Source organism: Rhodobacterales bacterium HKCCA1288 (assembly GCA_015693905.1).
Classification (GTDB): domain Bacteria; phylum Pseudomonadota; class Alphaproteobacteria; order Rhodobacterales; family Rhodobacteraceae; genus M30B80.
The window spans coordinates 2,145,464-2,166,823 of sequence record CP065161.1 but is presented as its reverse complement, the minus strand read 5'-3'; the positions used below and the strand labels follow the sequence as shown (position 1 = coordinate 2,166,823).

The 21,360-nt window shown below is 55.7% G+C and carries 34 protein-coding genes; 1 reads left to right on the top strand and 33 read right to left on the bottom strand.

The annotated features are described in order from the left end of the window. Nucleotides 1–128 precede the first annotated feature (128 nt). The 23 genes from I3V23_10660 to rpmC all read right to left on the bottom strand — a co-directional run bounded on the left by I3V23_10660 (nucleotide 129) and on the right by rpmC (nucleotide 14,116). On the bottom strand, nucleotides 129–860 hold the full coding sequence (locus I3V23_10660; GenBank protein ID QPI85030.1) for an ATPase: 732 nt from the start codon (nucleotides 858–860) through the stop codon (nucleotides 129–131). Further along, nucleotides 857–1,540 carry an HAD-IA family hydrolase gene (locus I3V23_10655; protein ID QPI85029.1) on the bottom strand — a complete coding sequence of 228 codons (684 nt, stop codon included), beginning with the start codon at nucleotides 1,538–1,540 and terminating at the stop codon, nucleotides 857–859. Before I3V23_10655 ends, I3V23_10660 begins: the two co-directional genes overlap by 4 nt. Continuing rightward, on the bottom strand, nucleotides 1,537–2,601 hold the full coding sequence (locus I3V23_10650; protein ID QPI85028.1) for an RluA family pseudouridine synthase: 1,065 nt from the start codon (nucleotides 2,599–2,601) through the stop codon (nucleotides 1,537–1,539). The genes I3V23_10655 and I3V23_10650 overlap by 4 nt, the downstream gene beginning before the upstream one ends. Beyond that, complete coding sequence (gene crcB / locus I3V23_10645; GenBank protein ID QPI85027.1) at nucleotides 2,598–2,978, bottom strand: fluoride efflux transporter CrcB; 381 nt, start codon at nucleotides 2,976–2,978, stop codon at nucleotides 2,598–2,600. The genes I3V23_10650 and crcB overlap by 4 nt, the downstream gene beginning before the upstream one ends. Nucleotides 2,979–3,033: 55 nt before the next feature. Beyond that, the gene (locus I3V23_10640) at nucleotides 3,034–4,353 is read right to left on the bottom strand and encodes a replication-associated recombination protein A (protein QPI85026.1); all 1,320 of its coding nucleotides are present in this window, start codon (nucleotides 4,351–4,353) and stop codon (nucleotides 3,034–3,036) included. A 118-nt stretch (nucleotides 4,354–4,471) separates the two neighbouring features. Continuing rightward, nucleotides 4,472–4,891, bottom strand: coding sequence for a 50S ribosomal protein L17 (gene rplQ, locus I3V23_10635; protein QPI85025.1), 420 nt, complete (start codon nucleotides 4,889–4,891; stop codon nucleotides 4,472–4,474). Nucleotides 4,892–5,009: 118 nt separating this feature from the next. Beyond that, entirely contained in the window at nucleotides 5,010–6,026 is a 1,017-nt protein-coding gene (locus tag I3V23_10630; GenBank protein QPI85024.1) for a DNA-directed RNA polymerase subunit alpha, read from the bottom strand. Nucleotides 6,027–6,136: 110 nt separating this feature from the next. After that, a complete protein-coding gene (rpsK, locus tag I3V23_10625; protein ID QPI85023.1) occupies nucleotides 6,137–6,526 on the bottom strand; it encodes a 30S ribosomal protein S11 in 390 nt (129 codons plus the stop codon). 14 nt (nucleotides 6,527–6,540) lie between these two features. Continuing rightward, complete coding sequence (gene rpsM / locus I3V23_10620; GenBank protein QPI85022.1) at nucleotides 6,541–6,909, bottom strand: 30S ribosomal protein S13; 369 nt, start codon at nucleotides 6,907–6,909, stop codon at nucleotides 6,541–6,543. A gap of 178 nt (nucleotides 6,910–7,087) precedes the next feature. Beyond that, complete coding sequence (locus tag I3V23_10615; protein QPI85021.1) at nucleotides 7,088–7,744, bottom strand: adenylate kinase; 657 nt, start codon at nucleotides 7,742–7,744, stop codon at nucleotides 7,088–7,090. After that, nucleotides 7,741–9,117, bottom strand: a complete 1,377-nt coding sequence (gene secY, locus I3V23_10610) for a preprotein translocase subunit SecY (protein ID QPI85020.1) — start codon at nucleotides 9,115–9,117, stop codon at nucleotides 7,741–7,743. The genes I3V23_10615 and secY overlap by 4 nt, the downstream gene beginning before the upstream one ends. A 129-nt stretch (nucleotides 9,118–9,246) precedes the next feature. Next, entirely contained in the window at nucleotides 9,247–9,720 is a 474-nt protein-coding gene (locus I3V23_10605; GenBank protein ID QPI85019.1) for a 50S ribosomal protein L15, read from the bottom strand. Between the two features lie 106 nt (nucleotides 9,721–9,826). Then, nucleotides 9,827–10,015 (bottom strand): 50S ribosomal protein L30, encoded by a 189-nt coding sequence (rpmD, locus tag I3V23_10600; protein QPI85018.1) that lies wholly within the window; start codon nucleotides 10,013–10,015, stop codon nucleotides 9,827–9,829. Nucleotides 10,016–10,027: 12 nt separating this feature from the next. Continuing rightward, nucleotides 10,028–10,591, bottom strand: a complete 564-nt coding sequence (gene rpsE / locus I3V23_10595; GenBank protein ID QPI85017.1) for a 30S ribosomal protein S5 — start codon at nucleotides 10,589–10,591, stop codon at nucleotides 10,028–10,030. A gap of 120 nt (nucleotides 10,592–10,711) precedes the next feature. After that, nucleotides 10,712–11,071 (bottom strand): 50S ribosomal protein L18, encoded by a 360-nt coding sequence (gene rplR, locus I3V23_10590; GenBank protein QPI85016.1) that lies wholly within the window; start codon nucleotides 11,069–11,071, stop codon nucleotides 10,712–10,714. A gap of 11 nt (nucleotides 11,072–11,082) precedes the next feature. Beyond that, nucleotides 11,083–11,616: a 50S ribosomal protein L6 gene (gene rplF, locus I3V23_10585; protein ID QPI85015.1), complete on the bottom strand. Its 534-nt coding sequence runs from the start codon at nucleotides 11,614–11,616 to the stop codon at nucleotides 11,083–11,085. Nucleotides 11,617–11,629: 13 nt separating this feature from the next. Then, the gene (gene rpsH, locus I3V23_10580) at nucleotides 11,630–12,022 is read right to left on the bottom strand and encodes a 30S ribosomal protein S8 (GenBank protein ID QPI85014.1); all 393 of its coding nucleotides are present in this window, start codon (nucleotides 12,020–12,022) and stop codon (nucleotides 11,630–11,632) included. 13 nt (nucleotides 12,023–12,035) lie between these two features. Then, nucleotides 12,036–12,341, bottom strand: coding sequence for a 30S ribosomal protein S14 (rpsN, locus tag I3V23_10575; protein ID QPI85013.1), 306 nt, complete (start codon nucleotides 12,339–12,341; stop codon nucleotides 12,036–12,038). 21 nt (nucleotides 12,342–12,362) lie between these two features. Next, entirely contained in the window at nucleotides 12,363–12,926 is a 564-nt protein-coding gene (gene rplE / locus I3V23_10570) for a 50S ribosomal protein L5 (GenBank protein ID QPI85012.1), read from the bottom strand. Continuing rightward, complete coding sequence (locus I3V23_10565) at nucleotides 12,926–13,231, bottom strand: 50S ribosomal protein L24 (protein ID QPI85011.1); 306 nt, start codon at nucleotides 13,229–13,231, stop codon at nucleotides 12,926–12,928. Before I3V23_10565 ends, rplE begins: the two co-directional genes overlap by 1 nt. Before the next feature lies 1 nt (nucleotide 13,232). Continuing rightward, nucleotides 13,233–13,601, bottom strand: a complete 369-nt coding sequence (gene rplN / locus I3V23_10560) for a 50S ribosomal protein L14 (protein ID QPI85010.1) — start codon at nucleotides 13,599–13,601, stop codon at nucleotides 13,233–13,235. A gap of 75 nt (nucleotides 13,602–13,676) precedes the next feature. Further along, on the bottom strand, nucleotides 13,677–13,907 hold the full coding sequence (rpsQ, locus tag I3V23_10555; protein ID QPI85009.1) for a 30S ribosomal protein S17: 231 nt from the start codon (nucleotides 13,905–13,907) through the stop codon (nucleotides 13,677–13,679). After that, entirely contained in the window at nucleotides 13,907–14,116 is a 210-nt protein-coding gene (rpmC, locus tag I3V23_10550; GenBank protein ID QPI85008.1) for a 50S ribosomal protein L29, read from the bottom strand. Before rpmC ends, rpsQ begins: the two co-directional genes overlap by 1 nt. A 242-nt stretch (nucleotides 14,117–14,358) precedes the next feature. Here rpmC and I3V23_10545 point away from each other — a divergent pair, with 242 nt between their 5' ends. Continuing rightward, nucleotides 14,359–14,979, top strand: a complete 621-nt coding sequence (locus tag I3V23_10545) for a 2OG-Fe(II) oxygenase family protein (GenBank protein QPI85007.1) — start codon at nucleotides 14,359–14,361, stop codon at nucleotides 14,977–14,979. Nucleotides 14,980–15,037: 58 nt separating this feature from the next. Here I3V23_10545 and rplP read toward each other — a convergent pair whose 3' ends face one another. The 10 genes from rplP to tuf all read right to left on the bottom strand — a co-directional run bounded on the left by rplP (nucleotide 15,038) and on the right by tuf (nucleotide 21,290). Next, a complete protein-coding gene (gene rplP / locus I3V23_10540; GenBank protein QPI85006.1) occupies nucleotides 15,038–15,451 on the bottom strand; it encodes a 50S ribosomal protein L16 in 414 nt (137 codons plus the stop codon). Between the two features lie 12 nt (nucleotides 15,452–15,463). Further along, entirely contained in the window at nucleotides 15,464–16,171 is a 708-nt protein-coding gene (gene rpsC / locus I3V23_10535; protein ID QPI85005.1) for a 30S ribosomal protein S3, read from the bottom strand. Then, entirely contained in the window at nucleotides 16,171–16,551 is a 381-nt protein-coding gene (gene rplV / locus I3V23_10530) for a 50S ribosomal protein L22 (protein ID QPI85004.1), read from the bottom strand. The genes rpsC and rplV overlap by 1 nt, the downstream gene beginning before the upstream one ends. A 3-nt stretch (nucleotides 16,552–16,554) precedes the next feature. Beyond that, nucleotides 16,555–16,833 (bottom strand): 30S ribosomal protein S19, encoded by a 279-nt coding sequence (gene rpsS / locus I3V23_10525; GenBank protein ID QPI85003.1) that lies wholly within the window; start codon nucleotides 16,831–16,833, stop codon nucleotides 16,555–16,557. A gap of 3 nt (nucleotides 16,834–16,836) precedes the next feature. Further along, on the bottom strand, nucleotides 16,837–17,679 hold the full coding sequence (gene rplB / locus I3V23_10520; GenBank protein QPI85002.1) for a 50S ribosomal protein L2: 843 nt from the start codon (nucleotides 17,677–17,679) through the stop codon (nucleotides 16,837–16,839). A 307-nt stretch (nucleotides 17,680–17,986) separates the two neighbouring features. Next, nucleotides 17,987–18,283, bottom strand: coding sequence for a 50S ribosomal protein L23 (locus I3V23_10515; protein QPI85001.1), 297 nt, complete (start codon nucleotides 18,281–18,283; stop codon nucleotides 17,987–17,989). Then, nucleotides 18,280–18,900 carry a 50S ribosomal protein L4 gene (gene rplD, locus I3V23_10510; GenBank protein QPI85000.1) on the bottom strand — a complete coding sequence of 207 codons (621 nt, stop codon included), beginning with the start codon at nucleotides 18,898–18,900 and terminating at the stop codon, nucleotides 18,280–18,282. The genes I3V23_10515 and rplD overlap by 4 nt, the downstream gene beginning before the upstream one ends. Then, nucleotides 18,900–19,646 carry a 50S ribosomal protein L3 gene (gene rplC, locus I3V23_10505; protein ID QPI84999.1) on the bottom strand — a complete coding sequence of 249 codons (747 nt, stop codon included), beginning with the start codon at nucleotides 19,644–19,646 and terminating at the stop codon, nucleotides 18,900–18,902. The genes rplD and rplC overlap by 1 nt, the downstream gene beginning before the upstream one ends. Before the next feature lie 14 nt (nucleotides 19,647–19,660). Continuing rightward, nucleotides 19,661–19,969, bottom strand: a complete 309-nt coding sequence (rpsJ, locus tag I3V23_10500; GenBank protein ID QPI86791.1) for a 30S ribosomal protein S10 — start codon at nucleotides 19,967–19,969, stop codon at nucleotides 19,661–19,663. Nucleotides 19,970–20,114: 145 nt separating this feature from the next. Further along, the gene (tuf, locus tag I3V23_10495; protein ID QPI84998.1) at nucleotides 20,115–21,290 is read right to left on the bottom strand and encodes an elongation factor Tu; all 1,176 of its coding nucleotides are present in this window, start codon (nucleotides 21,288–21,290) and stop codon (nucleotides 20,115–20,117) included. Nucleotides 21,291–21,360: the final 70 nt, after the last annotated feature.

Genomic DNA, 21,360 nt, shown 5'->3' with positions numbered 1-21,360 from the left:
GGGCAAATATACCGCCCAAGGTCAAGGCTTGAAGCTAGGTTTACGAAACGTAAAGCCTAACTTTATAGCAGCCGTTCGAGGGATGCTTGCTGCTTAGGCAGATTACATATTCATTAAAAAACAAGGCCTCAACCTGCCCCAAGGGCCTCGTGCCCGCCTGCAAGTCTGTAAAAATGTGCTGCGTGAAGAAAAGCTTCCTTTTTCTTCGCGGCCACATCCAAGGCTTCTTCGTCTTCGCCCCAAAGCTCTGCCTGAAAATTTTCATCGATTCGCGACAGATTCCATGCTTCTTGCGGCGAGAACTGCCCTTTCGCCACAGCAAGCCCCAATAGGGCTGAGCCAGAGATAGAAATCAGGTCATGCAATGCGGTCAAAGAAAAATTATCAAACTGCGAGAGAAGTTGATGCACCCGATCAAGGCTATCTTGCGGTTGCGGCACGGGCAAAACGCCGATTGTGACAATCAAGGGCGCGTTCAACTCGCTTGCAGCCCAGTCCAAAACGGGTCGCCATCCCGCTTCTTGGCGTGTGGCCAATTCCTGTGGGTGATCAGCCCTGTGACAGAGTAAATCTGTCTCAGCATAGGCCGCTAGCATCGCCACAACCTCTGGCTTTTGTGCGCTGACCTTATCAATCGCGGCATTTGCCGACCGTGTGACAGGCATGGTGAGGGGATTGATCTCTTCGGCTTGGGCCATCCATTCTGCTGCAATCGCCTCGGCCATAGTTTGGGTTGGCAAAATCAGCGGCGCCTTCAGCGGTGTTTTGACCGCCCGTGTGTCCAAGTGAACCGTATAGCCACCTTCCACCGTTTCAACGCTGGCAGATGTCCAAAAACGGCGGGCTTTCCATTCGCTCATGTCAGGCTCCAAATTCGTTCAAGGGCAGCGGGCAATTCGCCAAAGCGCCGCAAAATGGGGTCGGCCCCAGACTGCCGCAAATCCTCTACGCTGTGATACCCCCAAGAGACGCCAATAGCCTGTGCGCCAGCAGCCTTCGCCATTTCGACATCATAGGTCGTGTCACCGATCACCACGGCCCGCGCGGCGGGCACATCACATTCGAACAAACAAGCCTTCACCATCGCGGGATGTGGCTTTGAGGGGTGATCATCGGCGACCTGAACGGAGGCAAAATAGGGTCGCAGCCCATGTTGATCCAAAATATGTTCCATCCCCCGCCGTGACTTGCCAGTCGCAATAGCCAAAACAAAGCGCGGGTCAGCCTGCAGTGTCTCTAGAACTGACATCGCCCCCTCAAACAACGGCGATAAGGCCGCGCCATCCGCGCTGAGGCGCAATGATTGAAAAGCCGCCTTATACCCTTCGACCAAATCAGCGCGCATCTCGGCACTATGATCAGGCGCAAGGCGCAGCATGGCCACCGGTAGCGATAGGCCTACAATTGACAAGGTCTGCGCACGGCTTGGCGCAGGCAAATCCAGGCCGCTAAATGCCGCCTCCATCGAAGCTACAATATGTGCCTGACTGTCGATTAACGTGCCATCGACATCGAAAATGATCAGATAAGGCGCAGTCATCCGAGCTCGTCATAAAACGGGTCAACGGGCACATCTTCGGCGCGCCAGTCGAACAAATCCCATGTGCGGGCCATGTGATCAGGCAAGGCTGCGGTTAGCGTGAGATCCCGTTTGGAGAAAGGATGACGGAATTTCAGATAGCGCGCGTGAAGATGCAGCTTGCGGCTGATTTCACCCCCCAATTGCGCGCCCCATCCATCGCCCAAATTTTCCTGACTGCTGCCGCCATATTTGCCATCCCCCACGATCGGGTGGCCAAGTTCTGCGATATGGGCGCGCAATTGATGGGTGCGACCAGTAATCGGCACCATCGCCACCCATGACACCCGCCCCCCAAGCGCAGAGAGCGTTGCATAATCTGTCTCGGCCCGCTTGGCCCCATCGGTGGTGGCGATTTCAGATGGATGAAGGCAGCGCATCTTTTCGCCTTCGCCCCCTTTGCCATGGCCTGCAGCCTTTACCAGTCCAAACTTGATTTTGCCCATTCGGGGCAAAGGCGCGCCTGCAACGGCGGCCCAGTAAATCTTGCGCGTCTCACGATGGCGAAAGGCATCGGTGAGGGCCTGCGCGGCTTGCCTGCTGCGCGCCAAAAGCAAAACGCCCGATGTGTCCTTATCCAAGCGATGAACAAGGCGCGGCTTATCCTCACCCTCGCGCGCGAGACAGGCCGCCAACGCATCAACGTGCCGCGCCCCTTGCCCGCTGCCGCCTTGCGTGGGCAAGCCTGCGGGTTTGTTAATCGCGATCAGATGATCGTCTTGATAGATGACCGCGCGGCGCATCATCGCGGCATCCGCGTCCGAGATGGCCGATTTCTGCACCCGCGGCGCGCCAAGCGCATCTCCGGGCATTGGGTCAGGCAAGGGGGGGATGCGCACCTCCTGCCCAGATTGCAGGCGTGTGGCGGGTTTCACGCGCCCGCCATCGACACGGATTTCACCTTTGCGGCACATCTTCTCAATGCGGCCTTGCGGGATATGCGGGAAAAGCCGGCGGAACCACCGATCAAGCCGCTGATCCGCATCTGAATCCGCGACAGCCAAAACCTGAACACCCGTCATGGCAGCGCCACCCGTGTCAGCAGTAACCCCACGAAAATCGCAACGATAGAGAGGATGACCGAGCCCAGAATATAGGCCGCCGCCAACCCTAAATCGCCCCGCTCATAAAGCGTGATGACCTCAAGCGAAAAGGAAGAAAATGTTGTAAACCCGCCCAAGATCCCCGTCATGACGAAAGGGGATAAATGGGTCAGCCCGCGCTGTGCGGCAAGGCCCACAAAAAGACCCATCAATAAAGAGCCAAGAATATTGACCGAGATCACCCCAACAGGAAACGCGGTCTGCCCAAGCGCACGATGTAGACCCACGCCAACGAGATAGCGCAGCGATGCACCAATCGCGCCCCCAAGGGCCACCTGAAAAACTGTCCAAATCATGGGTGGCTCTTTCTGCCCCTGCCTGTCTGTTGTCAACCAAAAGCCGCGGCACGGGTCACTCATCGCGGTTTCGGTCGCGCCTAAGCTTCGCAAAATATGCTACCCGCTTTCCAAGATCGCGCTCAAACCCACGTTCCACAGGTTCATAGAAACTGGGGCGCGTGATTGTATCGGGAAAGTAATTCTGCCCAGAAAACCCATCTTCTGCATCGTGATCATAGGCATAGCCTGCGCCATAGCCCTGCTCTTTCATCAGCTTGGTCGGGGCGTTTAAGATATGCTTCGGAGGGGCAAGTGACCCTGTCTGCGCCGCCAATTTACGCGCGGCCTTATAGGCGACATAGGCGGCATTCGATTTTGGCGCGAGGGCCAGATAAATCACAGCATTGGCCAAGGCCAGCTCACCCTCGGGCGACCCCAAACTCTCGTAGCTTTGCCACGCGGCCAAACACACCTGCTGCGCCTGTGGGTCAGCAAGGGCAATATCCTCTACCGCCATACGCGTCAGACGGCGCGCCAAGAACCGCGGGTCTTCGCCCCCCTCCAACATGCGCGAGAACCAATAGAGAGCCGCATCTGGATCAGACCCGCGAATGGATTTGTGCAAAGCAGAAATCAGGTTGTAATGGCCATCGCCCGACTTGTCATATTGCGCAGCGCGGCGCTGTAGCCGCGCAGAGAGCGTTGCTGCGGACACCCCCGCATGGTCGGGCCATGCAGCCACCTGTTCGATGAGGTTTAACATGGCACGCCCGTCCCCATCGGCCATTGCAATGAGTGCCGCTTGAGTTTCTTCAGGCAAGGCCAAATCGCGCGCCAATTCGCGCTCAGCCCGTGCCAAAAGGGCGCGCAGGTCGCCCTCGCTGAGGCGGTTCAAGGTGAGAACCTGCGCGCGGGACAGCACAGCGGAATTGATCTCGAAACTGGGGTTCTCGGTCGTGGCCCCCACTAATAAGATTGTGCCATCCTCCATCAGGGGCAAAAAACTATCTTGTTGGGCTTTGTTAAAGCGGTGGATTTCATCCACGAATAAAAGCGTGCCCTGCCCCGCTTTGCGGCGCAGCTTTGCGGCATCGAATGTTTTGCGCAGCTCTGCCACGCCAGAAAAAATCGCGCTGATTTGTTCAAAGTGGAAATCCGTCTCGCGCGCCAAAAGCCGTGCAAGCGTGGTCTTTCCCACACCAGGTGGCCCCCAGAAAACCAACGAGGACAGCGCCCCGGCATCCAACATCAACCGCAAACTGCCCTCAGGCCCTAGCAAATGCTGCTGACCAATCACATCCTTCAACTCGGACGGGCGCACACGATCTGCCAAGGGGCGCATAGCCTGCGCCTTTGAGGAGGGGTCTGGATCAGATTGAAAGAGATCACTCATGGCCAAAGCCTAGCCTTTGCAGGGGCAGAGGAAAATCCCCCATGCGCGGTCGCACAAAAAGAAAACCCCCCGCGATTGGCGCGAGGGGTTTTCAAAACTATTCGCAAAAGGGGTGTGCTTATTCAGCAGCCGCTTCTTCTGCAGCAAGGCGCGCACGGTCTGCGGCACCTTTTGCTTCGGGATCACGATCCACGAATTCGATGATGGCCATTGGCGCCATATCACCATAGCGGAAACCCGCCTTGAGAACGCGCACATAGCCGCCCTGACGCTCCGCATAGCGGGGGCCAAGAACTTCGAACAATTTCTTTACATGGGCGTCTTGCTTCAGCGCAGCAGCCGCTTGACGGCGTGCGTGCAAGTCACCGCGCTTGCCCAATGTGATCAGCTTCTCAACCACACGGCGCAGGTCTTTCGCCTTAGGCAGGGTGGTTTTGATCTGCTCATGCTCAATCAATGAGCCAGCAAGGTTCGAGAACATCGCTTTGCGGTGTTCATGGGTTCTGTTCAGACGGCGATAGCCAGATCCGTGACGCATGGTTAAATCTCCTTCATTTCATGCTTTGTCCGAGAGCCGTGCGTTGCGTCTCTCTCCTTATTGGGGCGGGATGCCCGGGGGGTGCGAGAGGCGCGCATCACACGCGCCCCTTGCGAAATCAAAAATTGTCTTCGTATTTCTTGGCCAGCTCTTCGATATTGTCTGGCGGCCAATCAACGATATCCATTCCCAAATGCAGACCCATGCCAGACAGCACTTCCTTGATCTCGTTCAAGGATTTGCGGCCAAAGTTTGGCGTGCGCAGCATCTCGGCTTCGGTTTTCTGAATCAGATCACCGATATAGACGATGTTGTCGTTCTTCAGGCAGTTTGCAGAGCGAACCGACAATTCCAACTCGTCCACCTTCTTGAGAAGCAGTGGGTTGAATTCGAGATCATCATCATCATCCTGACGACCTGCGGCTTCTGGCTCGTCAAAGTTGACGAAGATCTGCAATTGATCCTGCAAAATACGTGCAGCATAGGCCAAGGCATCCTCAGGGGTGACCGAGCCATCTGTTTCGACTTTGACAGTCAGTTTGTCATAATCGAGAACCTGACCTTCACGGGTCGGCTGCACGTCATAGGATACTTTCTTGACGGGCGAATAGATCGCGTCAATCGGGATCAGACCAATTGGCGCATCTTCTGGGCGGTTTTTGTCTGCAGAGACATAGCCTTTGCCCGTGTTCACCGTCAGTTCCATGAAGAAATCCGCGCCGTCATCCAAGTGACAGATCACGTGATCCTTGTTCAGAACTTCGATACCTGCGCTTTCGGAAATGTCGCCTGCGGTGACAACCTTAGGCCCTTTTGCGGTCACGGAAAGGCGCTTTGGCCCCTCAACTTCCATGCGCAAGGCCACGCCTTTGAGGTTGAGAACGATATCCGTTACATCCTCGCGCACACCAGCGACCGAGGAAAACTCGTGCAAGACGTTGTCGATCTGCACAGAGGTAATGGCCGCGCCTTGCAGCGAGCTCATCAAAACGCGGCGAAGCGCGTTGCCAAGCGTCAGACCAAAGCCACGCTCAAGCGGCTCGGCAATCGCTGTTGCCTTGCGCGCAGGGTCGGTGCCAGGGTTTACAACCAGCTGGGTTGGCTTGATCAGTTCTTGCCAATTCTTATGGATCATTGTGGAGCCTCCATTCCTGTCGCTGACCGATCCAAGGCCAGAGACGCTCGAGGATCAAATAACCACTCAGGCCGCGTGACGCGCACGCGGCCCAAGAAAAATCGCACTTGTCACACGCGGCGACGCTTTGGCGGGCGGCAGCCATTGTGCGCGATTGGGGTCACGTCACGAATAGACGTGATCTGAAACCCAACAGCGGCCAAAGCACGAAGTGCGGATTCACGACCAGAGCCTGGCCCCTGCACTTCGACTTCGAGTGTTTTAACACCATGTTCCTGTGCCTTGCGGCCCGCATCTTCTGCGGCCATCTGCGCGGCATAGGGGGTGGATTTACGGCTGCCCTTGAACCCCATCGTGCCAGCAGACGACCAAGAGATCGCATTGCCCTGCACGTCAGAGATCAGGATTTTTGTGTTGTTGAACGAGCTGTTCACATGCGCCACACCAGCGGCGATGTTTTTACGTTCTTTGCGTTTTACGCGGGTCTTATCACGAGCCATTTATCTGCCTCCCCTTACTTCTTCTTACCCGCGATTGCCTTTGCAGGCCCCTTACGGGTTCGCGCGTTGGTGTGGGTGCGCTGACCGCGCACAGGCAGGTTGCGGCGATGACGGAGGCCACGATAGCACCCCAAATCCATCAAACGCTTTACGTTCATCTGAACTTCACGGCGCAAGTCACCTTCTACGGTGAAGTTCGCATCGATATGTTCACGAATTTTCAAGACTTCGGCGTCAGACAATTCATTCACGCGGCGCGCAGGGTCGATCCCTACGGCTTCGCAGATTGAATATGCGGATGATTGGCCAATGCCAGTGATATATGTCAGCGCAATAGGAACGCGCTTGGCTGTGGGGATGTTGACCCCTGCGATACGTGCCACTTATCTTTCCTCTCGTTGCGGTTCCGTAGCCCCAGAACCTTTTTTCACAACCAAAAGGTCTTGCTGCAAAAAAGCCGCAAGACCTTTTTCGATTTACCGGGCGGCATCCGCCCGATGATTCCCTTAATGGGAAGCCTGCGCATAGGCTTTTTCCCCCCGCCAGTCAAGGGGATAGGGGTTAAGATTTGGGCTGATCCAATATGGCTGCGATGCCGCTTGCGACCGCATCAATCTCGCCCAAACCATCCACCGCCTGCAAATGCCCCTTGGCATAGTAGTAGCCAATCAGCGGCGATGTCTTTTTGTAATATTCCATCAGGCGCTGTCGCAGACTGTCTTCATTGTCATCCGCGCGGCGCTTGAACTCGGTAGCGCCACAGGTGCTGCAGGTGCCATCGGCAGGAATTGGTTTGGTGATGTCATTATACACCTCACCGCAACCACCGCAGGTTGAGCGCGCCGTGATCCGCGCCACAAGGGCCTCATCATCCACACGCATTTCAATCACGGCATCAAGTGCAAGACCCATCTCGGCCAGCAATGCCTCAAGCGCATCTGCCTGTGCCAAGGTGCGGGGAAACCCGTCAAAGATGACGCCGCCAGCAGGGCCAGCATCTAGTTTCTCGCGGATCAGGCCAATGACAATCTCATCCGTCACCAATTCACCACGGGCCATCACATCGGCGACCCGTTTGCCCATTTCCGTGCCAGAGGCCTGCGCCTCGCGCAACATATCCCCAGTGGAAAGCTGAACCATGCCACGCGCCTCAACCAAGAGGCGCGCTTGGGTTCCCTTGCCCGCACCTGGGGGGCCGAGAAGAATAATCGCGGTCATTTGCGCTGTGGCGTGCGGCGCTTGGCACGCCCCGCGCCCGTCCCTTTGCGACCACGCAATTGAGAGCGCTCAAGCAAGCCCTCGTATTGATGGGCTAGCAAATGCGATTGGATCTGCTGCACCGTATCCATGCCGACCGATACGATGATCAGAATGGATGTGCCGCCGAAATAAGCCGTGATTGACAAGTTCGAGCGCACAATCTCCGGCAAGAGGGCGACCAAGGTCAAATACCCTGCACCAAGCACAAGAACGCGGTTCACCACATATTCCAAATATTCCGAAGTGCGCTGACCAGGACGGATGCCTGGGATAAACCCATTTTGGTTTTTCAGATTGTCCGCCACATCATCGGTCTTAAAGGCCACGTTCAGCGTGTAGAAATAGGTGAAGAAAATCAGCATACCTGCAAAGAACAGCAGATAGAGGGGCTGACCGGGGCCAAAATTTGCAAGGATCCATGACAGAACTGGCCCTGCCGCCTCACTGCCCGAAAAGGTCGTCATGGTTGTTGGCAACAACAACAAGGATGATGCGAAGATCGCTGGGATCACGCCCGCAGGGTTAACTTTGATCGGCAAATGACTGCTGCCGCCATCATAGACCTTCATGCCGACTTGGCGGCGGGGGTATTGGATGTGGATCTTGCGCAGGCTGCGTTCCATAAACACCACGAAAAACAGCGTTGCGATCAACATCACAATCACGCCCAAAACCATAGGCGTGGACAAGGCACCAGAACGGCCCTGTTCAAAAAACTGCGCCAGAGCTGCAGGGATTTCTGCGATGATACCGACAAAGATGATCAGAGAAATGCCGTTACCGATGCCGCGCTGCGTGATCTGCTCACCAAGCCACATCAGGAACATCGTGCCGCCCACAAGGGTGATCACACAGGCCGCGCGGAAATACCAACCCGGATCCGAGGCAAGACCGCCCGACTCCATGCTGACAGCCAGACCATAGGCCTGCGCGGTTGCCAAGGCGACCGTGCCGTAGCGCGTATATTGGTTGATTTTCTTACGGCCCTGTTCGCCCTCTTTCTTCAACTGCTCCAAGGCAGGCACCATCGAGGTCATCAGCTGCACAATGATCGAGGCCGAGATATATGGCATGATCCCCAATGCGAACACACCCATGCGGCTTAGGGCGCCGCCTGTGAACATGTTCAAAACACCGCCCAGACCTGCAGAGGCCGCGTCAAAGAAATTGCGCAACTCTTGCCCGTCAATCCCTGGAACAGGAATATAGGTGCCGATCCGATAAATGATCAAAAGACCAAGCGTGAACCAAATGCGCTGGCGCAATTCGGACGCTTTGCCAAACGACTTCCAACTCAGATTAGCCGCCATCTGTTCAGCTGCTGAAGCCATACCGCCCCTCATCATGTATTGCGCCGCAAGACCGAGCTTGCGATCTTGCGGCGCGAAAAACCCTGCCCTTGATGTATGCGGCTCAGCCGCAAGTCTCAAGGCTCATCTTGGTCGAAAGCCTGCGGCAGATTACTCTGTCGCTGCTGGTGCCGCTACGTTGAGCTTGCCACCTGCTTTTTCAACAGCTTCAACCGCTGCTTTGGAAGCACCTGTGACAGTGATCGTTACTTTCTTCGAGATGTCACCTTTGGCCAAAACGCGGATGCCGTCCAATTTCCGGCGCACCAAGCCCGATGCAACCAATGCATCTTCGGTGATTTCTGCTTTTGCGTCCAATTTGCCCGCCTCGAGGAATTTCTCGATCAGGCCCAAATTGATGACAGCGAATTCTTTGCGGTTTGGCTTGTTGAAGCCACGCTTTGGAAGGCGCTGATAGAGGGGCATCTGACCGCCTTCATAGGCGTTGATGGCCACACCCGAACGGGATTTCTGACCTTTGATACCACGGCCACCCATTTTACCTTTGCCAGAACCAGGGCCACGGCCAATACGCTTGGCTTTCTTGGTTGCACCTGGGTTATCGCGCAATTCATTCAGTTTCATGTCGCTACTCCTCTAGCCGGAATTACCACCCGAGCGACCGTGGCGGCAAACGCGGCACAATGATCAAAAGCGCCCCAGACAGATGGGGCAGGATTAAGGGCGCGGATTAACCGCGCTCCTCAATGATTTCTACCAGATGCGGGATCTTGTTGATCATGCCACGCACGGAAGGGGTATCTTCCAACTCGCGGGTTTTGTGCATCTTGTTCAAACCCAAACCAATCAGCGTTGCGCGCTGATCTTGAGGGCGGCGGATCGGCGAGCCGATCTGTTTTACAACGATAGTTTTAGCCATTGCTCACTCTCCTCAGGCGTCTGCCGCAACTTCGGCTTCGGGCTTGCGCAGGATGTCGGCAACTTTCTTGCCGCGGCGCGCAGCCACCTGACGAGGCGAGCTTTCCTGACGCAGACCATCAAGGGTTGCGCGGATCATGTTATAGGGGTTCTGCGAGCCCAATGATTTCGCAACAACGTCCTTGATACCAAGCATTTCGAACACGGCGCGCATTGGACCACCCGCGATGATCCCCGTCCCTTCAGGGGCGGTGCGCATCACGACATTGCCTGCGCCATGACGGCCCTGCGCATCGTGGTGCAGGGTGCGGCCTTCGCGCAGAGGCACGCGAATAAGGTTGCGCTTGGCTTGTTCGGTTGCCTTACGGATCGCTTCAGGCACTTCTTTGGCTTTACCTTTGCCAAAGCCCACACGACCACGCTGGTCACCGACAACCACCAGAGCGGCAAAGCCGAAACGCTTACCACCTTTTACGGTCTTCGATACGCGGTTGATTGCGACCAGACGGTCGGCGAATTCTGGGGTTTCTTCGCGCTCTTCGCGGCGACGGCCCCGACGTTGTTCACGTTCTGCCATGTTTGGCATCCTTTAGTTCTGGCGCATCCCGCGCGCCTGTTTTGGTCAATCGCAGTGAGGGGCACATAAAAGGCCCTCTCCCCGATCATCGAGGCGGCACTTGCGCGCCGCCTACATGGATTAGAACTTCAAACCACCTTCGCGGGCTGCGTCAGCCAAAGCTTTGACGCGGCCGTGGAACAAGAAACCGCCACGGTCGAAATAGCATTCCGACACGCCCGCTTTCTTTGCACGGTCTGCAATCGCTGCGCCCACTTTTGCGGCCGCTTCGACATTGTTCTTGCCAACAACGCCCAGATCTTTTTCGAGCGAAGATGCCGAGGCCAAAGTCACGCCTTTTACATCGTCGATCAACTGAACGCTGATATTCTTGTTCGAGCGGTGAACAGAGAGGCGCGCGCGCCCGTCTGCCATTTTCCGCAGCTTGTTCCGAACGCGCAGGCGGCGCTTGAGGAACAGTTCTCGTTTGCTGTTTGCCATCTTCGTCGCCCTTACTTCTTCTTACCTTCCTTGCGGAAGATATATTCGCCCTTATAGCGGATCCCCTTGCCCTTATAGGGCTCGGGCGCGCGCCATTCGCGAATGTTTGCTGCAACCTGACCGACCAATTGCTGATCAATCCCTTCGATCACCACTTCGGTTGGCTTTGGTGTTGTCACCGTCACACCTTGTGGCACTTGGAAATCCACATCGTGGCTGTAGCCCAAGGACAGTTTCAGAACATTGCCTTGGATCGCGGCGCGGTAACCCACACCTGTGATCTCCAGCTCTTTCTTGAAGCCATCCGTCACGCCAGTGACGAGGTTCTGAACCATCGAACGGCTCATACCCCATTGCTGGCGCGCACGCTTGGACTTGCCGCGTGGTGTCACATCAACCGCGTTGTCATTGACTGCGATTGTGACATCATCGGTGGCGGTAAAGCTACGGGTGCCTTTTGGCCCCTTCACCTCAATCGTCTGGCCCGACACAGTGGCTGTTACACCACCAGGCAGTCCGACCGGTTTTTTCCCAATACGAGACATGCTTCAGGCCTCCTTAGAATACGGTGCAGAGAACTTCGCCGCCGACATTGGCCTGACGTGCATTCGCATCGGACATCACACCTTTGGAGGTGGAGACGATGGAAACACCAAGACCTTGCCGAACCTGCGGAATATCCTGCACGTTCATGTAAACACGACGACCGGGGGTGGATACGCGCTTAATCTCGCGGATCACGGGGCTGCCTTCATAGTATTTCAGGCTGATTTCCAGCGCAGGATGCCCTGCGGCATCAGAGGTGCGCTCGTAGCCGCGGATATAGCCTTCATCGGCCAACACATCCAAAACCCAAGCACGCAGCTTGGAAGCGGGCGTCACGACTGTGGACTTACCACGCATCTGTGCATTGCGGATGCGGGTCAGCATATCACCAAGAGGATCATTCATCTGTCAGACCTCCTTACCAGCTCGACTTAACCATGCCGGGGATTTGGCCGTTCGAGGCCAATTCACGCAGCATGATACGCGAGACTTTCAGCTTACGGTAATAGGCCTTTGGGCGCCCCGTGAGCTGGCAACGGTTATGAAGACGAGTGGCGGAGCTGTTACGTGGCAGCTCTGCCAGTTTCAGACGAGCCTTAAAACGCTCTTCCATCGGCTTCGATTCATCATTCGCGATTTCTTTCAGCGCGGCACGCTTTGCTGCGTATTTCGCAACAAGCTTTTGGCGCTTCACTTCGCGTGCAACCATGGACTTCTTTGCCATTGTTCTACTCTCCTCCCGCGATCACGAATTGAAGGGCATGTTGAAATGCTTCAACAGCGCCTTGGCTTCCGCGTCAGTTTTCGCGGTGGTGCAAATGATAATGTCCATCCCCCAAACCTCATCGACCTTGTCGAAGTTGATTTCAGGGAAAACGATATGTTCTTTGATCCCCATGGCGTAGTTGCCACGGCCGTCAAAGGACTTGCCAGACACACCGCGGAAGTCGCGGATGCGCGGCATAGCCACAGTGATCAGACGATCAAGGAATTCATACATGCGGTCGCCGCGCAGGGTAACCTTTGCGCCAAGAGGCATATCTTCGCGAACACGGAAGCCCGCGATGGATTTCTTTGCCTTGGTCACAACGGCCTGCTGGCCTGCAATCGCGCTGAGGTCTTCCTGAGCGGATTTCACTTTTTTGCTGTCACGCACGGCTTCGGCGCCTGCGCCAATGTTCAGAACGATCTTATCCAAACGTGGGATTTGCATATCGTTCTTATAGCCGAACTCTTCCTTCATCGCAGGGCGAACAGTCGAAGCAAAAGCCGCCTTCAGACGTGGGGTATAGTTTGCCGTATCAAGCATTAGATGACCTCCCCCGTGGTTTTGGCGATACGCACCTTCTTGCCGTCTTCAACCTTGAAGCCAACACGGGTGGGTTTGCCGTTTTTGTCCAGAAGCGCCAGATTGGACAGGTCAATTGGCATCGCCTTTGGAAGGCGGCCGCCTTGGCCCTGTGCAGATTGGCGGGTGTGACGGATGGCGATGTTCACGCCGTCCACAATGGCTTTGTTGGCCTTTGGCATAACGGCAGAGATTTCACCCTCTTTGCCCTTATCCTTGCCAGCAAGCACGACGACCTTGTCGCCCTTTTTCAACTTGGCAGCCATATTACAGCACCTCCGGAGCGAGCGAGATGATCTTCATGAAGTTCTTCGCACGCAACTCACGCACAACTGGCCCGAAGATACGGGTGCCAACAGGCTCGTTGTTGTTGTTGAGGATCACGGCCGCATTGCGGTCGAAACGGATGGCTGTGCCATCTTCGCGGCGAACTTCTTTTGCGGTGCGCACGACAACGGCCTTACGGACATCGCCCTTTTTTACACGACCGCGTGGGATGGCTTCCTTCACGGATACCACGATGATGTCACCCACCGAGGCATATTTCCGCTTGGATCCACCCAGAACCTTGATGCACTGAACTCGGCGAGCGCCAGAGTTGTCAGCTACATCCAGATTGGTCTGCATCTGGATCATAGTGGTATCTCCCGACCTTTGGGGGCGCCGATGCGGACATTACCCCCAGGGTTTCGTTAAACTGAAATTCAGCGCTTAGTTTGCGATGACTTCCCAGCGTTTCGACTTCGAAATTGGCGCACATTCCTGAATGCGGACGATATCGCCAACTTTGAATTGGTTCTGCGGATCGTGGGCCCGATACTTCTTGGACTTACGAACCGTCTTCTTCATCACTGGGTGCGTAAAGCGGCGCTCTACAGACACGGTGACGGTTTGTTCATTCTGATCAGAGGTGACAACACCTTGCAGGATACGTTTGGGCATTAGTTGGCCTCCCCTGCGGCTGCTGCTGCCTTCTGAGATAGAATCGTGTTCACACGGGCCACGTCACGGCGCACTTGGCGCATACGGGCGGTGTTTTCCAATTGGCCAGTGGCCTGTTGGAAGCGCAGGTTAAACGCTTCCTTCTTCAACTGAACAAGCTGATCACGCAGCTGGTCAGGCGTTTTATCACGTAGGTCTTGCGCGTTCATCGCGTTGGTCTTCCTTTTCAACAATCAACGGAGGGCCGCAAAAAGCGTCACCCTGATTCCGTTGGAGTAGGTGGATAGAGGCGGCACATACGCGCATCTTGGGCATATGGCAACCCCACGGGGGAATTTATCCGCGTTTTTCAAAGGCTGTTGTGGTCTACCCTCGCCCCGCACCTAGACCTAGGCTATGGTTCCGTCATCCGTTCCGCGCGGCTTGGCGCATCTTGATCTAAGGAAGGCCTATGGCACAGATATCATCCTTATTCGTCACACGCCTCTATCACGGCAATCTGCACGAGGCAGCCCCTCAGCTTGATTTGGCCGAGTTAGAGCAATCTTGCCTCGTTATCGCAGAGGATGACGAAGCGGGTCAAACATGGTGCGAGGAAAACGGATATCCTGGATATACGTCCTATGCCTCGCTCACCGATCTGCCTTGGCGCTTTCCGATCTTTGCGGATTTGGTGAAAATTCTCGATCATCATGTCGCGGAATTCGTCAAGGATTTGGAATTCGATTTGGATGGCCGCGCTCTGGTTCTTGAGGATTTATGGATCAACATCCTGCCCGAAGGCGGCACGCATAGCTCGCATATTCATCCGCATTCGGTAATTTCGGGGACAACATATGTTGCAATGCCCGAAGGTGCATCGGCGTTGAAACTGGAAGACCCGCGCCTGTCGCGCATGATGGCGGCCCCAACGCGGGCCAAGACCGCACGCGCAGAATTACAGCCCTTTATCTATGTAAAGCCAAATGTCGGTGATGTGCTGCTCTGGGAAAGCTGGTTGCGCCATGAGGTGCCGATGAATATGGCCGAGGATGAGCGGATCAGCGTCAGCTTTAATTATCGTTGGGACTAAAGAAAAACCCCCGCAGATTGCTCTGCGGGGGTTTTGATTTTCACAAGCGAAGCTGAAATTACCAGTCTTCGCGTGCCACTGTGCGTGTTTTGATTGGCAGCTTCATCGCGGCAAGGCGCAGCGCCTCGCGTGCGATTTCTTCGTTAACGCCGTCAATCTCAAACATAACACGGCCTGGTTTGACCTTGCATGCCCAGTAATCGACCGAACCTTTACCTTTACCCATACGCACTTCGGTTGGTTTCGAAGTTACAGGGGTGTCAGGGAAGATGCGGATCCATACACGACCTTGACGCTTCATGTGGCGTGTCAGGGCGCGGCGGGCAGCTTCGATCTGGCGCGCGGTAACGCGCTCAGGCTGAAGGGCTTTCAGGCCAAAGGTGCCAAAGTTCAGGTCAGACCCGCCTTTTGCTTCACCCTTGATGCGGCCTTTGTGCATCTTGCGGAATTTTGTGCGCTTTGGTTGCAGCATCTGTCAAACTCCTCAGCGATCACGGCGCGGGCGTGGTGCCCCACCGCTATCCTGCATTTCGGCCAAACGGCGATCACGCGCCGATGGATCATGCTCAAGGATTTCACCCTTGAAGATCCAGACCTTGATCCCAATGATCCCGTAAGGTGTGGACGCTTCTGCATGCGCGTAGTCAATGTCTGCGCGCAATGTGTGAAGCGGCACGCGGCCCTCACGATACCATTCGGTGCGGGCGATTTCAGCGCCACCCAAGCGACCAGCCACGTTAACACGGATACCCAAGGCACCCATGCGCATCGCGTTCTGCACGGCGCGCTTCATTGCGCGGCGGAACGAAACGCGGCGCTCAAGCTGCTGCGCGATGGACTCTGCCACCAATGCCGCATCAACTTCTGGCTTGCGCACTTCAACGATGTTGAGGTGCAATTCGCTGTCGGTCATTGCGGCCAGCTTTTTGCGCAGGCCTTCAATATCCGCACCTTTTTTCCCGATGATAACACCAGGGCGAGCGGTGTGGATGGTGACGCGGCACTTGCGGTGCGGACGCTCGATGATGACTTTGGAGACACCAGCTTGCTTGCACTCTTTCGCCACGAATTCACGCATACGCAGATCTTCGAGCAACAGGTTGCCGTAATCCTTGGTGTCCGCATACCAGCGGCTGTCCCAAGTGCGGTTGACCTGCAGGCGCATGCCAATTGGATTTACCTTATGACCCATTACGCTTGCTCCTCGACCTGGCGAACCTTGATGGTTAGTTCAGAGAACGGCTTGTGGATGCGGCCAAACCGACCACGGGCACGTGGACGACCACGCTTCATGATCAGGTTCTTGCCGACATATGCTTCGGCAACGACCAATTCATCCACATCAAGGCTGTGGTTGTTTTCAGCATTCGCAATGGCAGACTGAAGGCATTTCTTCACGTCAATCGCGATGCGCTTGTTGGAGAAGGTCAACGCGGTCAAAGCCTTGTCAACTTTCTTCCCACGGATCATTTGCGCGATGAGGTTCAATTTCTGCGGGCTTGTGCGCAACATGCGCAGTTTTGCCATCGCTTCATTGTCCGCCACGCGGCGGGGATTCTTATCCTTGCCCATGGCTTACTTCCTTTTCGCTTTCTTATCCGCAGCGTGCCCGTAATAGGTGCGCGTTGGAGAATATTCACCGAATTTCTGACCGATCATGTCTTCAGTGACGTTCACGGGGATGTGCTTTTGCCCGTTATAGACACCAAAGGTGAGGCCAACGAATTGTGGCAGGATGGTTGAACGGCGCGACCAGATTTTGATCACTTCGTTGCGCCCAGACTCCCGCGCTTTTTCTGCCTTCTTGAGGACGTATGCGTCGACAAAAGGGCCTTTCCATACAGAACGGCTCATCTATTAACGCCCTTTCTTCTTGGCATGACGCGAGCGGATAATCAGCTTCTGCGATGCCTTGTTCTTGTTGCGGGTGCGGGTGCCCTTGGTATCCTTACCCCATGGGGTAACTGGCGTACGGCCACCAGATGTGCGGCCTTCACCACCACCATGTGGGTGATCGATTGGGTTCATCGCAACACCACGGACGCTTGGACGCTTGCCCATGTGGCGGACGCGGCCCGCTTTACCAAGGTTTTGGTTCGAGTTGTCAGGGTTTGACACGGCACCAATGGTTGCCATGCATTCCTGACGCACCAGACGCAATTCACCAGAAGAGAGGCGGATCTGAGCATAGCCACCGTCACGACCAACGAACTGGGCATACGTGCCCGCCGCGCGTGCGATTTGGCCACCCTTACCGGGCTTCAATTCGATATTGTGAACGATTGTCCCGATGGGCATGCCAGAAAATGGCATTGCGTTACCGGGCTTAATATCTGCTTTTGCAGAGGCGACAACCGCATCCCCAACAGCCAAACGCTGTGGCGCGAGGATATAGGCCTGCTCGCCATCGCTGTAGCGGATCAACGCGATGAAGGCGGTGCGGTTAGGATCGTATTCGATCCGTTCAACCGTGGCTGTGACGTCAAATTTACGACGCTTGAAATCCACGATACGATAGAGACGCTTCGCGCCACCACCGCGGCGGCGTGCGGTAATCCGTCCGGTATTGTTCCGACCGCCCTTTTTCGTCAAACCCTCAGTCAGGGATTTGACAGGACGTCCTTTCCACAGCTCCGAACGGTCGATCAGCACCAGCCCGCGCTGGCCCGGCGTCGTCGGCTTATACGACTTAAGTGCCATGCTTTCTGTCTTCCGTTTGCTAACGGCAGGTCATTAAAAACCCACCTATGTTGTAAGTCCCCCGAATTGGGTGACCGATAAATGAGGGCCCCGAAGGTCCCAGTGAAATGTCGTTCATGCGAACAACAGCAAAGCCCCAGACGAATCTGGGGCTATCGCGATGGCGCTGTGTAGGAAAGTGACGCCCTAAGGTCAAGGCCCCTTCCCGACTGTGCAGCCGCCTTTGCGATGAACAAGGCCCCAACCGCATCCGCAGTCGGGGCCTCGCTGAGGTCAGATCAGGCAAAACGCCCGAACGTGGGACAGATCAAAGACCTGTGGCCACGTCGATTGTGTTGCCTTCTTCCAGCGTTACATAGGCCTTCTTGACATCCTTACGGGTGCCCGCGATGCCACGGAAACGCTTGTTCTTGCCTTTGGTGACAGTTGTATTGACCGCTTTCACCTTCACACCAAACAGGCTTTCAACAGCCTCCTTGATCTGAGGTTTATTCGCATCAATCGCAACTTCGAACACAACCGCATTGTTCTCGGAGGCCATAGTGGCTTTTTCCGTGATGATCGGGCGGCGGATCACGTCATAATGTTCTGGCTTCGTGCTCATTTTAGGCGAGCCTCCAGTGCTTCGACACCCGCCTTCGTCAACACCAGAGTGTCGCGCTTGAGGATGTCATAGACATTCGCGCCCATGGATGGCAGCACATCGAGACCCTCGATGTTACGCGCCGCTTGGGCGAAGTTCGCATCAACCGTTGCACCGTCAATGATCAAGGCACGCTTCCAACCAAGGTTCTTCACCTGCTTGGCCAATTGCGCGGTTTTCGCCTCGGCCATGGCCGCTGCTTCGATGATCACCAACTCGCCTGCTGCCACTTTGGCAGACAAAGCGTGCTTCAGACCAAGCTTACGGAACTTCTTAGGAAGCTCGTGCGCATGGCTGCGTGGGGTTGGGCCTTTGTAAATGCCACCCTTACGGAAGATCGGCGCCTTACGAGACCCGTGGCGCGCGCCACCAGTGCCCTTTTGGCGATAGATCTTCTTGGTCGAATAGCTGACTTCAGAACGGGTTTTAACCTTGTGCGTGCCGGCCTGCGCCTTGTTACGCTGCCAACGGACAACGCGGTGCAGGATGTCAGCACGGGGCTCAAGACCATAAATGTCATCGCCAAGATCAACAGATCCCGCTTTGCCACCGTCCAATTTAATGACGTCAAGTTTCATTATGCTTCACCTCCCTCGGCAGGGGCGTCCTCTGCGGGGGCCTCGGTTGCAGGCGCAGCTGCGGCGGCGGCGGATTTCAAAGCAGCAGGCAAAACAGCATTCTCAGGGAATGGCTTTTTCACCGCGTCTTTGATGGTCACCCAACCACCTTTGGTGCCAGGAACAGCGCCTTTGACCATGATCAAGCCACGATCTGCATCGGTGCGAACAACTTGCAGGTTTTGAGTGGTGACGCGCACCGAACCCAAATGGCCTGCCATTTTCTTGCCCTTAAACACGCGACCAGGATCTTGACACTGACCTGTCGAACCATGCGAACGGTGGCTGATCGACACGCCGTGAGACGCACGCAAACCGCCGAAGTTATGGCGCTTCATCGCACCCGCGAAACCTTTACCAGTCGAGGTGCCAGACACGTCAACGAATTGGCCTTCGAAATAATGGTCTGCGGTGATTTCTTCACCAACGGCCACCAAATTCTCAGGGTCAACACGGAATTCCGCAAGCTTACGCTTAGGCTCAACCTTTGCAGCGGCGAAATGGCCGCGCATTGGCGCCGAAACGCGCTTTGCTTTTGCGGAACCTGCACCGAGCTGGATGGCAGTGTAGCCATCTTTGTCAGTGGTGCGCTGTGCCACAACCTGAAGACCATCCAATTGCAAAACGGTCACAGGGATCTGACGACCATCTTCCATGAACAGGCGGGTCATACCCAATTTTTTAGCGATCACTCCAGAGCGCAACATATCCGATGCCCCCCTTAGACCTTGATCTCGACATCCACGCCAGCGGCGAGGTCGAGCTTCATCAATGCATCCACAGTCTGTGGTGTTGGATCAACAATATCCAACAGACGCTTATGGGTGCGAATTTCCCACTGGTCGCGGCTCTTCTTGTCGATGTGAGGCCCACGCAGAACAGTGAATTTTTCGATCTTGTTTGGCAGCGGGATAGGCCCGCGCACCTGTGCACCCGTCCGCTTGGCGGTGTTCACGATTTCCTGCGTGCTGGCATCCAGAACGCGGTAATCAAACGCCTTGAGGCGGATACGGATGTTTTGGCTTTGAATGGCCATTACTCTGATCCTTTACGATTGAGAGGAGGGCAATGTGTCACCACATCCCCTCGTCGAACCGGTTTCAATTTGGGTGCGATATTGCACCCAGCGGGTGAAGTTGGCACACGGGGTTTCCCCCGCGTGCCAATCTCAAATCTTAAGCGATGATTTTGGAGACCACGCCTGCGCCGACTGTGCGGCCGCCTTCGCGGATGGCGAAGCGCAGACCATCTTCCATCGCGATGGGGGCGATCAGCTCGACTTCGAACTTCAGGTTGTCGCCGGGCATAACCATTTCCGTGCCAGAAGGCAGGGTCACAGTGCCGGTAACGTCCGTGGTGCGGAAGTAGAACTGAGGACGGTAGTTCGCGAAGAACGGGGTGTGACGACCACCTTCTTCTTTCGTGAGGATATAAGCCTCAGCTTCGAACTTCGTGTGTGGCTTCACAGAACCTGGCTTGCAGAGAACCTGACCACGCTCAACGCCCTCACGATCAACACCACGCAGAAGCGCGCCGATATTGTCGCCCGCTTCACCACGGTCAAGCAGCTTGCGGAACATCTCAACGCCTGTGCAGGTCGTCTTGGAGGTGTCGCGGATACCAACGATCTCAATCTCGTCACCCACATTGATCACACCACGCTCAACACGGCCCGTCACAACGGTGCCGCGGCCAGAAATCGAGAACACGTCTTCGATTGGCATCAAGAATGGCTGGTCAACTGCGCGTGCAGGCGTTGGGATGTAGCTGTCAACAGCTTCCATCAACGCGCGGATCGAGTTCTCACCGATCTCTGCGTCACGGCCTTCCATCGCCGCCAAAGCAGACCCTTTAACAACAGGAATGTCATCGCCAGGGAAGTCGTAAGAAGACAGAAGCTCGCGGATTTCCATCTCAACAAGTTCCAACAACTCTTCGTCATCAACCTGATCGACTTTGTTCATGTAAACAACCATCGCAGGGATACCAACCTGACGACCAAGCAAAATGTGCTCGCGCGTCTGTGGCATAGGGCCGTCCGCCGCGTTCACAACCAAGATCGCGCCGTCCATCTGCGCCGCACCGGTGATCATGTTCTTCACATAGTCAGCGTGACCAGGGCAGTCCACATGCGCGTAGTGACGCGCATCTGTCTCATACTCAACATGCGCAGTCGAAATCGTGATCCCGCGCGCCTTCTCTTCAGGGGCGCCGTCAATCTGATCATACGCTCTGAAATCACCAAAATACTTCGTGATCGCCGCTGTCAGTGTCGTCTTGCCGTGGTCAACGTGACCAATCGTGCCAATGTTCACGTGCGGCTTATTACGTTCAAACTTTTCCTTTGCCATGATGGCCTCCTTGTCTTGTTCAGAGCGGCGGGAAACTGCCCGCCCTACGGTTGGTGGGTAGGGCGGGGTT

What these genes read in the sequence shown, in the direction of transcription:
- I3V23_10660 (QPI85030.1), bottom strand. Translation starts at nt 860, where the DNA reads ATGAGCGAATGGAAAGCCCGCCGTTTTTGGACATCTGCCAGCGTTGAA.
- I3V23_10655 (QPI85029.1), bottom strand. Translation starts at nt 1,540, where the DNA reads ATGACTGCGCCTTATCTGATCATTTTCGATGTCGATGGCACGTTAATC.
- I3V23_10650 (QPI85028.1), bottom strand. Translation starts at nt 2,601, where the DNA reads ATGACGGGTGTTCAGGTTTTGGCTGTCGCGGATTCAGATGCGGATCAG.
- crcB (QPI85027.1), bottom strand. Translation starts at nt 2,978, where the DNA reads ATGATTTGGACAGTTTTTCAGGTGGCCCTTGGGGGCGCGATTGGTGCA.
- I3V23_10640 (QPI85026.1), bottom strand. Translation starts at nt 4,353, where the DNA reads ATGAGTGATCTCTTTCAATCTGATCCAGACCCCTCCTCAAAGGCGCAG.
- rplQ (QPI85025.1), bottom strand. Translation starts at nt 4,891, where the DNA reads ATGCGTCACGGATCTGGCTATCGCCGTCTGAACAGAACCCATGAACAC.
- I3V23_10630 (QPI85024.1), bottom strand. Translation starts at nt 6,026, where the DNA reads ATGATCCATAAGAATTGGCAAGAACTGATCAAGCCAACCCAGCTGGTT.
- rpsK (QPI85023.1), bottom strand. Translation starts at nt 6,526, where the DNA reads ATGGCTCGTGATAAGACCCGCGTAAAACGCAAAGAACGTAAAAACATC.
- I3V23_10615 (QPI85021.1), bottom strand. Translation starts at nt 7,744, where the DNA reads ATGACCGCGATTATTCTTCTCGGCCCCCCAGGTGCGGGCAAGGGAACC.
- secY (QPI85020.1), bottom strand. Translation starts at nt 9,117, where the DNA reads ATGGCTTCAGCAGCTGAACAGATGGCGGCTAATCTGAGTTGGAAGTCG.
- I3V23_10605 (QPI85019.1), bottom strand. Translation starts at nt 9,720, where the DNA reads ATGAAACTGAATGAATTGCGCGATAACCCAGGTGCAACCAAGAAAGCC.
- rpmD (QPI85018.1), bottom strand. Translation starts at nt 10,015, where the DNA reads ATGGCTAAAACTATCGTTGTAAAACAGATCGGCTCGCCGATCCGCCGC.
- rpsE (QPI85017.1), bottom strand. Translation starts at nt 10,591, where the DNA reads ATGGCAGAACGTGAACAACGTCGGGGCCGTCGCCGCGAAGAGCGCGAA.
- rplR (QPI85016.1), bottom strand. Translation starts at nt 11,071, where the DNA reads ATGGCAAACAGCAAACGAGAACTGTTCCTCAAGCGCCGCCTGCGCGTT.
- rplF (QPI85015.1), bottom strand. Translation starts at nt 11,616, where the DNA reads ATGTCTCGTATTGGGAAAAAACCGGTCGGACTGCCTGGTGGTGTAACA.
- rpsH (QPI85014.1), bottom strand. Translation starts at nt 12,022, where the DNA reads ATGAATGATCCTCTTGGTGATATGCTGACCCGCATCCGCAATGCACAG.
- rpsN (QPI85013.1), bottom strand. Translation starts at nt 12,341, where the DNA reads ATGGCAAAGAAGTCCATGGTTGCACGCGAAGTGAAGCGCCAAAAGCTT.
- rplE (QPI85012.1), bottom strand. Translation starts at nt 12,926, where the DNA reads ATGCTTGATACGGCAAACTATACCCCACGTCTGAAGGCGGCTTTTGCT.
- I3V23_10565 (QPI85011.1), bottom strand. Translation starts at nt 13,231, where the DNA reads ATGGCTGCCAAGTTGAAAAAGGGCGACAAGGTCGTCGTGCTTGCTGGC.
- rplN (QPI85010.1), bottom strand. Translation starts at nt 13,601, where the DNA reads ATGATCCAGATGCAGACCAATCTGGATGTAGCTGACAACTCTGGCGCT.
- rpsQ (QPI85009.1), bottom strand. Translation starts at nt 13,907, where the DNA reads ATGCCCAAACGTATCCTGCAAGGTGTTGTCACCTCTGATCAGAATGAA.
- rpmC (QPI85008.1), bottom strand. Translation starts at nt 14,116, where the DNA reads ATGAACGCGCAAGACCTACGTGATAAAACGCCTGACCAGCTGCGTGAT.
- I3V23_10545 (QPI85007.1), top strand. Translation starts at nt 14,359, where the DNA reads ATGGCACAGATATCATCCTTATTCGTCACACGCCTCTATCACGGCAAT.
- rplP (QPI85006.1), bottom strand. Translation starts at nt 15,451, where the DNA reads ATGCTGCAACCAAAGCGCACAAAATTCCGCAAGATGCACAAAGGCCGC.
- rpsC (QPI85005.1), bottom strand. Translation starts at nt 16,171, where the DNA reads ATGGGTCATAAGGTAAATCCAATTGGCATGCGCCTGCAGGTCAACCGC.
- rplV (QPI85004.1), bottom strand. Translation starts at nt 16,551, where the DNA reads ATGGGCAAGGATAAGAATCCCCGCCGCGTGGCGGACAATGAAGCGATG.
- rpsS (QPI85003.1), bottom strand. Translation starts at nt 16,833, where the DNA reads ATGAGCCGTTCTGTATGGAAAGGCCCTTTTGTCGACGCATACGTCCTC.
- rplB (QPI85002.1), bottom strand. Translation starts at nt 17,679, where the DNA reads ATGGCACTTAAGTCGTATAAGCCGACGACGCCGGGCCAGCGCGGGCTG.
- I3V23_10515 (QPI85001.1), bottom strand. Translation starts at nt 18,283, where the DNA reads ATGAGCACGAAGCCAGAACATTATGACGTGATCCGCCGCCCGATCATC.
- rplD (QPI85000.1), bottom strand. Translation starts at nt 18,900, where the DNA reads ATGAAACTTGACGTCATTAAATTGGACGGTGGCAAAGCGGGATCTGTT.
- rplC (QPI84999.1), bottom strand. Translation starts at nt 19,646, where the DNA reads ATGTTGCGCTCTGGAGTGATCGCTAAAAAATTGGGTATGACCCGCCTG.
- tuf (QPI84998.1), bottom strand. Translation starts at nt 21,290, where the DNA reads ATGGCAAAGGAAAAGTTTGAACGTAATAAGCCGCACGTGAACATTGGC.